Source organism: Veillonella sp. 3891 (genome assembly GCF_003992315.1).
GTDB lineage: Bacteria > Bacillota > Negativicutes > Veillonellales > Veillonellaceae > F0422.
Window position 1 is genome coordinate 39,559 of sequence record NZ_RQVE01000008.1, and the last position, 15,003, is coordinate 54,561.

The window sequence follows — 15,003 nt, forward strand, 5'->3', positions numbered from 1 at the left end:
TTCTCCTTATTGGACTTCAATTTCGATCATTTGTGCTTCACTTACGCGTAGTGATAATTCGAAGTTTTTCACTTTGATTTCCACTGGGTCTGCTAATGGCGCATACTTCATAACACGCACAGCCGTTCCCGGTACTACACCCATGTCCACCAAGCGATGCTTGATGTTGCCAGATCCATTGATAGCTACAACAGTACCAACTTCACCGGGCTTCATCTCGGATAATTTCTTAACCATAGTACACCTCCTACATATAAAACATAACAACCAAACCTATCATATATAATTATATGAGTAATATTTATATTATAGCACATTATAAAATATTATCAATAATGAATCTCGTTTTATTTTTATCGTTTTGTGAAATTATAAATCTATTTTTATCAAGTAGTATGTACATTATACAGCTATTTATAAAGGTTATATCAACTATGCTATTTTATTATTATCAATATTACTCCTTAATTAATAATGATATAAGAGCAACATGTTTCTCATTATCTATTATTTAAACCTAATTTTCTAACTTATTCTGTTTTTCTAGCTTATTCTGTGCCTTGCCCCTCTTGTCAGGTCCCCTTTATTTATAACTAGACTATCTATTTCCTATTGTTCCTTTCCTATGTGAAAGAACTTTCACAGGTCTACCTAGCTAGAAGTATGATATAATAATACTATTAAGTCATTTAGAAACGGAGATACATTATGAAATCTTTTCAATCCTTAGGCATCGTGCCCGAACTAATACAAGCATTACAAAAGGTGGGCGTGAAAGAACCAACGCCGATCCAAGAAAAATCGATTCCCCTCATCTTCAAAGGACAAGATGTAATCGCCAAAGCCCAAACAGGGACAGGCAAAACGCTGGCATTCTTGTTACCACTATTACAACGCATCCACGTAGATGTGCAACAGGAGCAAGCCCTTATCATCGCCCCAACTCGTGAGCTAATCCAACAAATTGCAGAGGAAGCACGCCATTTAGGTGCTATATTAGGGGTAGATGTACTACCTCTCATAGGGGGCAGAACAATAGAAGGACAATTGCAAAAGCTAGGTCGCCGTCCTCATGTTATCATCGGTACACCTGGTCGTTTGCTAGATCACGTCAATCGTGGCACTTTACACTTGAACTCCATCCGCCGTGTTGTGTTGGATGAAGCAGACCAAATGCTTCATATGGGATTCTTACCAGATATCGAAAAACTTATTAGTGGTACCGACGGTAAACGTCAACTATTAATGTTCTCCGCTACCATACCAGATAAAATCCGCAACTTAGCAAAAGCTTATATGCAAAAACCTACCTCTGTGACTGTACAAGGGGAAAACATTACCCTCGACACTATTGAACAAAAAGTATACATGATGGAAGAACAAGATAAAGTAAACCGTCTTGTGGCAATGTTAGAGACAGACAATCCGTATCTTGCTATCGTATTCTGTAATACAAAAGAAGGCGCTATTAAATTGGCTTATGATTTAGCCCGTAAAGGTGTCGAACTAGGTGAAATCCATGGCGATATGACGCAAGGTCGCCGCACGCAGGTATTGAAAGAGTTCGCCAAAGGCAATCCACCAATCTTAGTGGCTACCGATATTGCAGCGCGTGGTATCGATATCGAAGGAGTGAGCCACGTGTACAATTTCGATGTGCCTCATGACATGGATTACTACATCCACCGCATCGGCCGTACAGGTCGTGCCGGTTCTACTGGTGTTGCTGTAACTTTCGCTACGCCAGCCGAAGAAATTTGGGTGCGCCGCATCGAACGATCCATCCAAGCAACATTAACGAAATATACAAAAGATGGTCAAGTAAAAACAAAGGGATCTGGCTTAGCACCTAAGAAGGAAACAGCTAGCAAAAAACCTAAAATTAAAAGCACCTACCAAGCGACAAAAGCGAAAGCCCATAAAGCTCGTGGCCACAAAGGTGCCAATACAAGAGTGCGCCGCGCGAAATCCAGTGGCACTAGCGGTCGTGGTAGAGGGAAACGATAGATTTCTAATGTGCCCTATTTTTCCAAAAGGTTAGCATTCTATCATTTCCTATACATAAAGAGCACTATAGCAAACTAACCGCTAATAAAATAGAGGAAAGTTGATCAACACATATCAACTTTCCTCTATTTTTTATATTTTGGTAGAAAAAATCTTTTATTTATATCCTACTAGGACGAGCCAGTATGTTTATTTCCGATTCACATAGATAGCAGGCTTCCCCTCTACATCGGCACAGCTTGTTCGACATCCTTCTCCTTCGCTACATTTCCACACGGGCTCTGGTTGTGCCTCATACTGTACAAGGTATCCTTTTTTACATCGTGGGCACGTATATTCCTTATGCGTATCATCCAAGATTTTGCCGCTTGCCATTGGCATCGGTGGCATCATCTCTTCCCTAGGTCTCTGTGGCATAACCGCTTTAGCCACGAAGGGCTGCTCATCTTTAGTAACTCTTGAATCCCTAACACCTGACACATTTTCCGTGTATTTACAGGTCGGGAACCCAGAACATCCATAAAATTCACCAAACTTTCCTTTCCGTAAGAGTAACTCTCCCGTTTTACACTTAGGGCAAGACCGTCCAGTTGTCTGCGCTGTAGAAGGATTCCGATTTGTACCTTTTCCATTCCTAGCTATCTCTGTTTTAGGCATAGCCACCTTAGGTGTGCTTCCTACTCGTTGTTTGACATCCTCAATGAGCTGTACAACGAATTTTGTTTGATCCTCTAAAAATACATCAATCGCTTCGTTTCCTTCACTCATCTTTGCCAACCGCTCTTCCCACTGCGCCGTCGCATCAGGGTATAGCAGGGAATCTGGCAATGCGTCTACCAAAGCATAGGCAGACTCTGTAGGAAGTAAGGTTTTCTTTTTTCCCTCTTCTTTCAAGAAAGGGTTCTTCTTGTTATGAATTAAATCTTCAATAATCGTAGCCCGTGTCGCCTCTGTACCTATACCAGACACATCTTTTAACTGCTTCTTTAGTTCTTCATCTTTCACATATTTATGAATTTCCTTCATCGCTTGCACCAAGGTGGCAGACGTAAAACGACTTGGTGGTTTCGTCTTTCGTTGGTCCACCTTGCTATCCTTCGCTGTTACAGAATCACCTTTTCGTACAGCTGGTAAAGATTTTTCTTCGTCCTCTTGACTCTCTTCTGATTCTTCTGTAGATTTTACCTTTTTATATAATGCCTTCCATCCCAAATCGATAACGACACGCCCCGTTGTGGTAAATAGTTCCTCTTGGTGTGTCACTTCAATGCGAGTATGCTCATACACATGCTCTGGATAGAATTGCGCAATATAGGCTTGAGCAATAAGGAAGTAAATATTTTGCTCCCCCTTGGATAAGGTATGCAAGGGACAACGCACTGTGGTTGGTATAATCGCATGATGGGCTGTGACCTTACTATCATTCCAAGCACGACTTTTGATAGTAGGATTACTATCTTTTGCCCACCCAGCTAATTCCTTATGTCCCATATTCACCAAGTTTGATAGAATGGCTTTCCCATCTGAAAGTTGGTTCACTGGCAAATATTCACAATCTGACCGTGGATAAGATGTATACTTTTTCTCATACAATTTCTGTGCAATATCTAATACTTCTTGTGGCGTATAATTGTATAATTTACCAGCCACAATTTGTAGTGATGATAAGGAAAACGGCAACCGCTGCCCTTCCTTTTTCTTTTTCTTTTCTACTAGAGAAATCGTACCTTCTGGGGCCTGCATTAATCGTTCACGCAAGTCATTGAGGATAGCCTGATCCAACATATGCCCATCAGGGTCTAATCCTTGTTGCGTATCTTTCGGTTTCCAAGTGGCCCAAAACTCTCCCTTTTCATGACCATATTGTACTTGCAACACATAATATTCTACAGGCACAAAGTTTTGTAGCTCCCGTTCTCTCCGCACCACTAGTGCTAAGGTTGGCGTTTTTACACGACCAATCGGAAAAGTTACTTTCTTTCCCATATGCTGTTGCTCTAAAGTATAAGCACGGGATAAATTCATCCCCATCAACCAATCCGCACGGGAGCGTGCTAAGGCCGAATCTTTTAAAGGTTGGTATTTCTTATTATCCTGCATATGTTCTAGGGCATAACGCATCGATTTTTCATCTAGGGCATTGAGCAAGATACGCTCTACCGGTTTAGTATTGCCCAAATAATCTAGCATTTCATCGATCAACAATTGCCCTTCCCTGTCCGGGTCACCTGCATTGACAATGGTGCTGGCCTTCTTAATTAAACCACTAATCACTTTGAACTGTTTAGCACTCGATGATTTAACTTTCAACTTCCAAGAGGTCGGCAAAATCGGTAATGAATCAAATCTCCAAAATTTATATTTTTCATCATAGTCACCTGGCTCTACTTGTTCTAGCATATGACCAAAAGCCCAAGTAATGACATCGTCGCCTTGCACGATATACCCATCATGTCGCTTAGCACTCTGTGGGTTCGGTAACACTTGGCTTAATTCTCGCCCTACACTGGGTTTTTCTGCAATAAATAAACGCATATGCTCCCTCTTCCTATGTATCACTATCTATTATTATCTTTATAATTATGTATTACTTTTTTACTATACATCTTCTTTATACTAGCTTTTATTATACTACGATTGCTCCCAAAAATTAAACAGATACCTACTTTCTCATTGATCTGTAAAACAATCGATTTCTGTGTATTTTCAACTTCTATGTCATAAACATGATACTCACATATTTTTTCAATATACAACACATTCCACAGTAAGCCCCCTCTAGATATTCTAGGAATATACTTTTCAGTATGCCGTACATTCTACAAAATACTTCTTTAACTATCTGTCATAGTCCTTTAAAATTTCCTACCAGTACTACTTTTACATAAATATAGCAAATGCACTGTACTGATGCATTGCAACTATACAACACTTTTCCTAACTTTCACCATCCTATCCTATACAGGGAGGGCTCAAATAGTATATAATTTTAAAGATATGAAAGTATATACCATACACATGGATTAATAGAGGTGAATTATGACATTTTTAGAAGAAGTAACTCGGCGCCGTACGTTCGCCATCATTTCTCACCCAGATGCGGGTAAAACAACATTGACGGAAAAACTATTATTATACGGTGGTGCGATCCATTTGGCAGGTTCTGTTAAGTCTAGAAAAACGCAAAAATATGCTGTGTCTGACTGGATGGAAATTGAAAAGCAACGTGGTATCTCTGTTACCAGCTCCGTATTACAATTTGATTATGATGGTCATCGCGTGAACATCCTAGATACCCCTGGTCACCAAGACTTCTCTGAAGATACATACCGTACCTTGATGGCGGCAGATAGTGCTGTCATGTTGATTGACGTGGCGAAAGGCGTGGAGGCACAAACGAAAAAACTATTCGCCGTTTGTAAAGAACGTGGTATTCCTATTTTTACCTTCGTTAACAAGATTGACCACTTCGGTCGCAATCCATTTGATTTAATGGAAGAAATTGAAAATTCTCTCGGCATTCGTGCCGTCCCTATGAACTGGCCTGTAGGTATTAACGGTGAATACCAAGGTGTATACGACCGGGAAACGAATACTGTAGAGTTATTTGAAAAAGATGAGTCTCACGGTCAAAAGAAACTAGCCTCCACAAAGGGCGATGTGCATGATTCAGCGTTCCGTGAACTGCTAGGCGAAGAAGTACATCAATCCTTAATTGATGACATTGAACTTCTCGATGTGGCTGGTGATGCGTTCGACTTAGAAAAAGTCAAAGCTGGTGAATTAACGCCTATGTTCTTTGGCTCTGCTATGACAAACTTTGGGGTCAAACCATTCCTTGAAAAATTCTTGGAACTAGCTCCTATGCCAGCGCCTCGTGTAGCCCGTGAAGAAACGGTAGAGCCTACATCTGAGGACTTCTCTGCCTTCGTATTCAAAATCCAAGCGAACATGAATCCAAACCATCATGACCGTATTGTATTCATGCGTATTTGCTCCGGTAAGTTTGAAAAAGGCATGAACGTACTTCACCAACAATCTGGTAAAACATTGCGTTTGTCTCAACCACAACAATTCTTAGCCACAGAACGTACTATTATCGATGAAGCCTATCCAGGGGACATCATCGGTGTCTTCGATGCAGGCACTATGGGGGTAGGCGATAGCTTATGTGCATCCAATCACAAAGTGACATTCAGCGACTTCCCTGTATTCCCACCAGAGTTCTTCGCTCGTGTAACGCCAAAAGATTCCATGAAGCGTAAACAATTCTTGAAAGGCATGACTCAATTAGCACAAGAAGGGGCTGTACAAATCTTTGAACCTCTCTACTCTATGGATTCCTTTGTAGTCGGTGCTGTAGGTATGCTACAATTTGAAGTATTGCAATACCGTTTGAAACACGAATACGGCGTTGACCTTGTGAACAATTCCTTGCCATATGGCGTAGCTCGTTGGATCGATGGTGAGGTCGATGTGAACAGTCTAAAAGGTATGGACAATGCGATGATTGTAAAAGATAACCGTGGTCGTCTCGTAGTTCTTATCTCCAACGAATGGCAAATGGGGTGGGTTGTAGAACGCAATCCTGATGTAACATTCTTGCATGCTCCTAAGTTAGAGGCATAACATATTCTATACTTAGATATACAAATCACTAAGAATCATACTACTTGTAGCACAATAAAAGATAGTATATATCATTTCTAAATAAAATAGAGGCTGAACAAAAGAGATTCAAATAAAAAAAGAGGAAAGTTGATCAAAAAGTATCAACTTCCCTCTTTTTTTAGTTTACACACCAAAAGGGGTACATGACCTCTGTATTATCATCTCTTCTAGTATGTCAAAGATACCGTATAATAGACTAAAACAACGGTTCCAAATCTGCTAATCCTTTCAAATTCCATTCTAACAATTTATCATGGATGCGCCACATAAATGCATTTTCCCATGGATAATGTAATCGAACCCAGAAATTTTCAAAAGGTGTATCATTGAAAAACACGGCTTGTCTTGGCAAATTAAATAGATCTTGGCCTGGCTCTACATTCCCTGCTTGCACGGTAAAGGCCATCCGATAGCCACTTTCTTCAGAAATCTTATCTACCTCTTTGTTAGCAAATCCACCTGGATATGCAATGTACCGAACAGGATGCTTCATGCGATCTTCTAAGACTGCTTTTGAGCTAATGAGTTCATCCCGTGCTTGGTCTAAGGACATATTGCGCAAATCTTTATGATTCACTGTATGACTTTGGATATCGATACCATTCGCTTGCATTTCTTTCAATTGTTCTACATTGACAAATCGATTTTCTCCAATGGAACTAGTAATCATAAACAAGGTTGCTTTCATATTATATTCTTTCAGAATTGGCATAGCATGTTGATAATTATCAATATATCCATCATCAAAAGTAATTAGTACTGGCTTGTCGGGCAAATCAGTTCCCTTTGTCACGTACTCGTATAACTCATCCAACGTAATGGTATGATATCCCTCATCATGAAGATATTGCATTTGCTTTTTAAACTCTTCTGGTGGTACCACTAAAGAATGTCGAATCCCTGTATCAATACGATGATAATTTAAAACGGGAACACCTACTGCCTTATAATCCCAAGAACGTTGGTATTGTATTCCCAAATATACACCTACGGCTACAATAAGCCCTAGTATACCTATAATAATCCGTTTCATATTAACCTCACATGTTAGTAACTTTACCTAATGATTCTATATTTACAAAACCATGTAAATCTGACTGTACTATAGTACCACACTTCGCTAAATTTATCAGTTGTTTTTCATAAATTTATCCATCTTTTATATAAAACACCCTATTTTCTACTTTTTAGTTATATTATTTTTGCAACTATTATATTACCAAAAATCATTGGTAGTATGTAATGTATACATCATGCATCATCATGTACCGCCTTTCATACGTTTATATTTCTACATTCTATAGAATTCCTGTTATAATTGTTTACAATTAATATGACATATCCTATCTTCCTTATCTATGAAAAGAGCTCATACATAGCGCTATAGTGGAAAAAATCACTATGACGAATGCCCCTATTTCATGCTATGATAAGAGCATAAGTTTTATCTAATATGCATCTTGTTCCAAAGGGGGTTCTACTATGAAAGGTCTTATCGACTTGAGTCTAGTCAATGGAATCTGGACATTAAAACTGTCTATGATTCAAACAGTAGCCTTAGCTATTGTTACATTATATTTAGGAGAATTCATCAAAAAGCATTCTCCATTCCTACAACGTGTGAGTATGCCTGCACCAGCCGTAGGTGGTTTACCATTTGCATTTTTATGTGCTTTCTTATCCTATTATAAAATTGTAAATATCACTTTCGATAGTGCCTTGCAATCATTCTTAATGTTAGCCTTCTTTACTACTATCGGTCTTATGGCAAGTTTAAATGTTCTTAAAAAAGGTGGCGTCGCTATTATCTTCTTCTGGATTGTATGTACCATCTGGATTGTCTTCCAAAATGGCGCAGGCATCATGATTGCTAAAGCTATGGGCATTGAACCAATCTTTGGTATCATGGCAGGTTCTGTTTCTATGATGGGTGGCCTTGGTACAGCAGGTGCTTTCGGTCCTCATTTTGAAGAGTTAACTGGTATTCCAGGCGTGGCTTCTGCCGCTATCGCAGCCGCTACATTCGGTATGGTAGCTGGTACATTGCTAGGTGCTCCTGTAGGTGATCGTATTATCAAAATGCACAACGTCCCTACTCCTGTCGATCATCCTGAATTATTAGAAGCTGACGGTATCGATATTAATGAATCCGACTCTGAAAGTAAATTATTCGATTTACAGTCGTTAATGCATGTCATTGCCTTCGTAGGCATTTCCTTAGGACTTGGCACATTAGTCAGTGCTCTACTATCTTCCGTATTCGGTCCATTACCTGCTTATATTGGTGCTATGATTGTCGGCGCTTGCATTCGTAACTATGCTGACTTCACTGGTCACATTACTATTAATAGTGCTGCTCTTGATGCGGTTTCCAATGTATCTTTGAGTATTTTCGTTACTATGGCTATTAACAGCTTGAAATTAGCACAATTAGTTGACTTAGCATTACCTTTAATGGCAATCTTAGCTGCACAAATGGTGTTGATTACAATCTTCGCATACTTAATCTATTGGTTGTTCAAACGCAACTACGATTCTGTTATGTTAGGTGCTGGTGCTATTGGTTTCGGCTTAGGTGCTACACCAAATGCGTTGGTAAACATGTTGTCCTTGGCTTCTAAATACGGTCCATCTCCAAAAGCATGGTTAGTCGTATCTTTAGTAGGGGCCTTCCTCATCGACTTTACAAACGCATTCTTAATCACATTTATGGCAAAATTGATTTAATTAATTCTTCCACATGCCATCCTAAAAAAAGGATTCTATAACATCTGTTGTAGAGTCCTTTTTCTATGCAATAGATGTATTGTACTTTAACTCTAATCATATTATGACTACTACTACATAGCAAATGGGGATAGCTAACGCTATCCCCTAATTTCTATCATACGGCTTTACTAGTTATATAAGACCTATATTTTTATTTAGTTTCTTGGTCCAATTCATACCAAGCATTACCAATAAGAGCAAATTCATCTAATGTAAATGTCTCACCACGACGTGATCCATCAATATTAGCTTTTGCCAAAATAGTTTCTATGGCTTCTTTACTCAATCCAGTGGTCTTCATAGTGTTGCTGAATGTTTTACGGCGTTGTGCAAAGCCTGCTTTCACAGCACGGAAGAAATACGATTCACTGTGGACTTTCACAGGTGGTTCACTGCGTAATAGACAGCAAATCACGGCACTAGTCACCTCAGGAGCTGGTAAAAATGCCTTAGGTGGCACATCCATGACAATATATGGATCTGTGTAATATTGCACCGCCACCGATAAAGCACCATACATCTTTGTACCTGGTTTAGCAATCATACGCTCTGCCACTTCTTTTTGCACCATTACCACTAACCGTTCAATAGGTAATTTAGATTCCAACAAAGACATGATAATTGGTGTAGTAATATAGTATGGCAAATTGGCTACCACTTTGAATGGTTTGTGGTCCATCAATTCTGGAATATTAACTTTCAATACGTCCCCGTGAATGATACGCACATTATCGTATGACTCTAGGGTTGTGTCTAACACCTCTAACAAGCGTCTATCTAGCTCCACAGAGGTCACATTAGCTCCGCTTTGTGCCAAACCTTGCGTTAAGGTCCCAATACCAGGCCCTACCTCTAATACAGCATCCCCTGCTTCTAATTCCGCAGCTTGCACAATCTTATCCACCACAGTGCGCTTAATCAAAAAGTTTTGCCCTAATTTTTTACTCATTTGAATGCCAAAACGTTTACATATATAATGTACAACCTCTGGACTTGCTATGACTGATTCTATCATGAACACTCCTATTACTTATCTTCATCTTCTGAAAGTGCTTGGAAAAATGCATCTCGACTAATTCCATAATGGTTCAAACGGTACAAAAACTGCTTTCCATTCCCATAGCCTATTCCTAGCTTAGCACCAACGCGCGCCCTCATAGCAGCACTGCTTGGCCCGCCACTCAAATCATGTTGTACTAAATCTTGCATGCTAAATAGCTCAGATGATTCCATAGATTCTATATGCAGCACTTCTAAGGCCTTACGGATGGATTCAGGATTTGCCTGCTCAATCCCAATATCATCATTGGCATAGGCTTCTTCACGTGGTACAAAGGCATGCTGAGCCAAAGGAAATCGTTTTGTTAAAAACCGACGAATCCGTTCACCTGCATAATCTGGATCCGTCAGAATAATGATCCCCCTCTTTTCATAGGCATCCTTAATCCGACTCAGCACGGGCTTACGCAAATTAAACCCCTCCGTAGCAATACACTCCACCTCTAAAGCTTGTTGCACCCGTTGAATATCTGATTTTCCCTCAACCACCAAGACCTGTTTTAACATAAGCTCCTCCACAATATAGTATTTTATTATTATACCATATATCGAAACCTATAGCATGCCCTAACAAATATAACACATACTAACAGCGAACCACACGTAGCAAAAATTGCCAAATAACATCCATCCCTCCTCGAGACGAACGCAATTAGGCGTAGTAGTCTATGGCGTTTTACTTTTTAAATTCTAATCATGCAGAAGAGCACGGCATACTATACTACAAATAAAAATTTGCAACGTAGCTATTAACTATTTCCTTGAGGAACGCAGTTATGAGTAGAACGTCTTGTGGCACTTTATCCTCATACATGCACATGCAAAAGACCGCAATATACCTCCGAAGAAACATTATGAAATACCGTTTCTGAGGGGGTGTATTGCGGTCTGATCTTTATTCATTTATCCACAAACTGCCACAAGACAGAATATCGTTGCAAGTGACAATTCATTATGAAATACCGTTTGCGAAGGAATGTGCCGTGTTCTTTTATTGCACTATACAGAAACATCTAAACGTGACATTATCGATAAAGTATATTGCGGTCTGACCTTAGGAACTTTTACAATAAAACGCCATAGATACATAGACTAAGAAGAGAGGATATATACGTCTACCGTTCTCCGTCCAAATTGCATAGCAGATCCATAATCTTCCAACACTACATCGATACGATTCCCCACGATGTCTCCTCCTGTATCGGCAGCAATGGCCTCACCATATCCAGGTATATATACTCGTGTTCCTAATGGTATCACATTTGGATCCACAGCCACTACGCCATGACGTGCTGGTATACCCGTTGCTGTAATACCATCTCCACCACCATCTGTTGGTAAATAGGCAGTCGCTTCCATAGTAATCACTTCTTTCACACGATTATAGGAACGTGATACTTCTATATCTCGTGTACCTGCTCGAATGATTTTAGGTTTCATCGGTGTAATCGTTGTACGCTGTAGCTCTTTCGTATCTACTACTTCACCATGGTTATAGTGGACTTCTTCTTGTACTTCATCAAGTCCTGGCGTGCCTTCTTGTAACACTTCTTCCATTCCTTTTGGTAACGTATCCACTCTTTCATATTGTACCGCTACCGGTACTTCCACTTGATGTGTTTCTATCTTTTTAGTTTGGAATCCATGATTCCACATAAAGCCTGAGACTGTAACAAAGACTATTAGTAACAGTGTGAGCATAAGCACTGCTTTTTGCTTTTGCTGTAGTAATCGGTTTGTCATCTAGTACCTCCATGGGTGGTATTCTACCATAGACGGATAGATAAGGTCAAATATATGGTCCTAAATCGCATTGCAAAGCCATTCTTTAAGCAATTATAGTTTTGTATTTTTTATTCAATAATATTTTTAGTCCACCATATAAAGACATTTTAATTTGATTAATACTTTTAAATATTATGCTCAAGAATTCTCATTATGATATTTTTTTAATTATCCATAGTTTGCATGTATAACATACTCTAAACTTATGCACAGCCTAAACCATGTGTATAACTATATCCACAGGGTTCATCTAGTGTACAATCCAGCTCTAAATAAGTCTACTACATTTTCAAAATAATACTTTCTTATTGATAATGCAAAATTGATATGATACGCATTTTAGTAATACCCCATTCTTAAAACTCATAACTTGTCCACATCATTTTCAAAAAAATTAGCTACAAATTACACGAATTGTGTGTTTTGCAGCTAATTTTATGTATTATATATTGTTTCTGTAACAATATAGATAGATTTAGGCATACATGTTCAATCATATAGATGCGTTTTTACATTGTAATATATCCAAAACTTTTTATCACCTATATGTATTACCCACTAGATTTTGACCATACAAGTCATACCATTACTTAATCTCATCGGTAGCGGTAAATTCTAAAATAGGATCCCATGAACCTAACTCAGATATACTTTCAGTAGTATCTATCTCATTAGGATTCATAAATGAAAGTTGGGCACATACCTTATCTTCTTTTGCAATGACCTTGCGATAGGATCCGTCCGCACGCATAATATGAGCTTTTTGATTATCTGCTAAATATACCTCTAAGATATGTTGTAATTCTTGTTGTAAATTCTTATCTTCCACTGGTACCATTAGTTCCACTCGATCATTTAAGTTTCGTGGCATCCAATCAGCACTAGAAATATAGTAGGGACTTTCACTGTGATTTTTAAAGTATAAAACACGATGATGTTCTAAGAAACGTCCAACAATGGATCGCACTGTAATATTCTCACTGACCCCTTCAATACCTGGTCTAAGGGTACAAATACCACGAACAATGAGATCAATCTTGACCCCCTTACAGGATGCCTCATATAGCTTGGCAATGATTTCTTTATCTAACAAAGAATTCATCTTCCCAATGATATGCCCTTCTTTTCCATGCTCTACAGCTCGGATTTCTCCATCAATTAACTCCATCAAAGACGAGCGCAACGTCAATGGGGCCACAATAAGATGTTGCCACTGCTGTGATTCTGTATATCCTGAAATGGTATTAAAGAATAGAGAACTATCATCTGCATAAGACTCGCGACAGGTTAATAAACCGCAGTCTGTATAATATTTTGCAGTCTTACCATTGTAATTACCTGTGGCAAAGTGCATATATCTTCGCAGTACTTCTCCCTCTTTACGCACTACCATAGTAATTTTAGAGTGCGTCTTAAGCCCTCTCAAACCATAAATCACATGACAGCCGGCTTTTTCTAATCTCCGTGCCATAATAATGTTATTTTCTTCATCAAAACGGGCTTTCACTTCCATTAATACTGTAACTTGTTTACCCAATTCTGCCGCTTTCACTAGAGCTGCTACGATAGGAGAATCCCCGCTAACACGATACAAAGTTTGCTTGATAGCTAGCACATCAGGGTCTACAGCTGCTCTAGCTATAAACTCTTCCACTATTGAAAAAGAATCAAATGGATGATGTAAGAGCCTATCTTTTTCACGGATATAATCAAAGATAGCTGAAGTCCCTCGTTCCGTTACGCAAGGAAGTTCTCTCCGTGTAAAAGTAGGATATCGCAAATAATCGTAGCCAGGTAAATTACAGAACTCCCCAAAGGAGGCGATATCCAAAATTCCTTCCGCTATATAAACAGCCTCTTTTTTTGCTTGTAAGCCTTGCAAAACAAATTCTAATAACTGTGGGTCATACTGTTCACATACTTCCACACGTACCACTTCACCACGACGACGTCGTCGAAGAGATTTTTCAATCTCCCGAAGTAAATCCGTCGCTTCTTCTTCAATATCTAAATCGGCATCCCGTGTGACACGGAAGGTAGTAAAGGAATCGATATGATGACCTACAAAAAAGTCTTCACAATAATAGTTGATAACATCTTCTAACATAACAAAGTGACGATGTACATCATTCGGTACTTCAATAATCCGATTCAATACAGAAGGAATCGGTAATATAGCCATTTTTTCTTGTTCTTTATCATGGATGGGATGTATTTTCACCACCGAGTTTAATGTTTTATTCACCAAAAATGGGAAGGGATGGCTCGCATCCACTGCTAGTGGCGTAACGACGGGAAATATATGAGTGCGAAAATATTGGTATAACCAACGCAGTTCACTTTCTTTTAAATCTTTTACTTTGACGAAATGTAATCCTTCTTTTTGTAATCGTTTTAAAATATCATGAAAGTACATATATTGCAAAGACACTAATTTTCTTGTAGCCTCACTTATCGCTTTTAGTTGCGCTTTTGCATCCATATGAGCTGCATCGTATTTAATGATTCCACTCTGCTCTTGATGGCGTAATCCAGATACGCGAATCATAAAAAATTCATCTAAATTAGAGCTTCCTATGGTTAAAAATCGTAATTTTTCCATAAGTGGATTGCTTCTGTCGATAGACTCTTGTAGGACTCGCTGATTAAATTTCAGCCATGATAATTCACGATTAAAATAATACTTAGGATTGTCAAAGTCTTTCATAGTAT

The 15,003-nt window shown here is 39.0% G+C and carries 10 protein-coding genes; 3 read left to right on the plus strand and 7 right to left on the minus strand.

Annotated features, from left to right (window positions below):
- Positions 1–6: 6 nt before the first annotated feature.
- A complete protein-coding gene (locus EO118_RS05535; protein ID WP_127069011.1) occupies positions 7–237 on the minus strand; it encodes a FeoA family protein in 231 nt (76 codons plus the stop codon).
- 471 nt (positions 238–708) lie between these two features.
- Between EO118_RS05535 and EO118_RS05540 the strand changes: the two genes are divergently transcribed.
- The gene (locus EO118_RS05540) at positions 709–2,007 is read left to right on the plus strand and encodes a DEAD/DEAH box helicase (protein ID WP_127069012.1); all 1,299 of its coding nucleotides are present in this window, start codon (positions 709–711) and stop codon (positions 2,005–2,007) included.
- Positions 2,008–2,196: 189 nt separating this feature from the next.
- On the opposite strand, the gene EO118_RS05545 is transcribed toward EO118_RS05540, so the two are convergent.
- The gene (locus tag EO118_RS05545; RefSeq protein WP_127069013.1) at positions 2,197–4,542 is read right to left on the minus strand and encodes a DNA topoisomerase 3; all 2,346 of its coding nucleotides are present in this window, start codon (positions 4,540–4,542) and stop codon (positions 2,197–2,199) included.
- A 504-nt stretch (positions 4,543–5,046) separates the two neighbouring features.
- Here EO118_RS05545 and EO118_RS05550 point away from each other — a divergent pair.
- Positions 5,047–6,636 (plus strand): peptide chain release factor 3, encoded by a 1,590-nt coding sequence (locus EO118_RS05550; protein ID WP_127069014.1) that lies wholly within the window; start codon positions 5,047–5,049, stop codon positions 6,634–6,636.
- Positions 6,637–6,874: 238 nt separating this feature from the next.
- On the opposite strand, the gene EO118_RS05555 is transcribed toward EO118_RS05550, so the two are convergent.
- Positions 6,875–7,711: a polysaccharide deacetylase family protein gene (locus EO118_RS05555; RefSeq protein ID WP_127069015.1), complete on the minus strand. Its 837-nt coding sequence runs from the start codon at positions 7,709–7,711 to the stop codon at positions 6,875–6,877.
- Between the two features lie 449 nt (positions 7,712–8,160).
- Here EO118_RS05555 and EO118_RS05560 point away from each other — a divergent pair, with 449 nt between their 5' ends.
- A complete protein-coding gene (locus tag EO118_RS05560; RefSeq protein WP_127069016.1) occupies positions 8,161–9,405 on the plus strand; it encodes a sodium/glutamate symporter in 1,245 nt (414 codons plus the stop codon).
- Positions 9,406–9,598: 193 nt separating this feature from the next.
- Here the strand turns inward: EO118_RS05560 and rsmA are convergent, their stop codons facing one another.
- The 4 genes from rsmA to ppk1 form a co-directional block, all read right to left on the minus strand.
- Positions 9,599–10,462 (minus strand): 16S rRNA (adenine(1518)-N(6)/adenine(1519)-N(6))-dimethyltransferase RsmA, encoded by an 864-nt coding sequence (rsmA, locus tag EO118_RS05565; protein WP_127069017.1) that lies wholly within the window; start codon positions 10,460–10,462, stop codon positions 9,599–9,601.
- A gap of 11 nt (positions 10,463–10,473) precedes the next feature.
- Positions 10,474–11,013 carry a ribonuclease M5 gene (rnmV, locus tag EO118_RS05570; protein ID WP_127069018.1) on the minus strand — a complete coding sequence of 180 codons (540 nt, stop codon included), beginning with the start codon at positions 11,011–11,013 and terminating at the stop codon, positions 10,474–10,476.
- Positions 11,014–11,598: 585 nt separating this feature from the next.
- Positions 11,599–12,249 (minus strand): 3D domain-containing protein, encoded by a 651-nt coding sequence (locus EO118_RS08635; protein WP_164723859.1) that lies wholly within the window; start codon positions 12,247–12,249, stop codon positions 11,599–11,601.
- 628 nt (positions 12,250–12,877) lie between these two features.
- A complete protein-coding gene (ppk1, locus tag EO118_RS05580; protein WP_127069019.1) occupies positions 12,878–14,998 on the minus strand; it encodes a polyphosphate kinase 1 in 2,121 nt (706 codons plus the stop codon).
- Positions 14,999–15,003: the final 5 nt, after the last annotated feature.

Bases quoted from the DNA above. Each gene is read 5' to 3' on its own strand.
- EO118_RS05535 (WP_127069011.1), bottom strand. From the start codon at position 237: ATGGTTAAGAAATTATCCGAGATGAAGCCCGGTGAAGTTGGTACTGTT.
- EO118_RS05540 (WP_127069012.1), top strand. From the start codon at position 709: ATGAAATCTTTTCAATCCTTAGGCATCGTGCCCGAACTAATACAAGCA.
- EO118_RS05545 (WP_127069013.1), bottom strand. From the start codon at position 4,542: ATGCGTTTATTTATTGCAGAAAAACCCAGTGTAGGGCGAGAATTAAGC.
- EO118_RS05550 (WP_127069014.1), top strand. From the start codon at position 5,047: ATGACATTTTTAGAAGAAGTAACTCGGCGCCGTACGTTCGCCATCATT.
- EO118_RS05555 (WP_127069015.1), bottom strand. From the start codon at position 7,711: ATGAAACGGATTATTATAGGTATACTAGGGCTTATTGTAGCCGTAGGT.
- EO118_RS05560 (WP_127069016.1), top strand. From the start codon at position 8,161: ATGAAAGGTCTTATCGACTTGAGTCTAGTCAATGGAATCTGGACATTA.
- rsmA (WP_127069017.1), bottom strand. From the start codon at position 10,462: ATGATAGAATCAGTCATAGCAAGTCCAGAGGTTGTACATTATATATGT.
- rnmV (WP_127069018.1), bottom strand. From the start codon at position 11,013: ATGTTAAAACAGGTCTTGGTGGTTGAGGGAAAATCAGATATTCAACGG.
- EO118_RS08635 (WP_164723859.1), bottom strand. From the start codon at position 12,249: ATGACAAACCGATTACTACAGCAAAAGCAAAAAGCAGTGCTTATGCTC.
- ppk1 (WP_127069019.1), bottom strand. From the start codon at position 14,998: ATGAAAGACTTTGACAATCCTAAGTATTATTTTAATCGTGAATTATCA.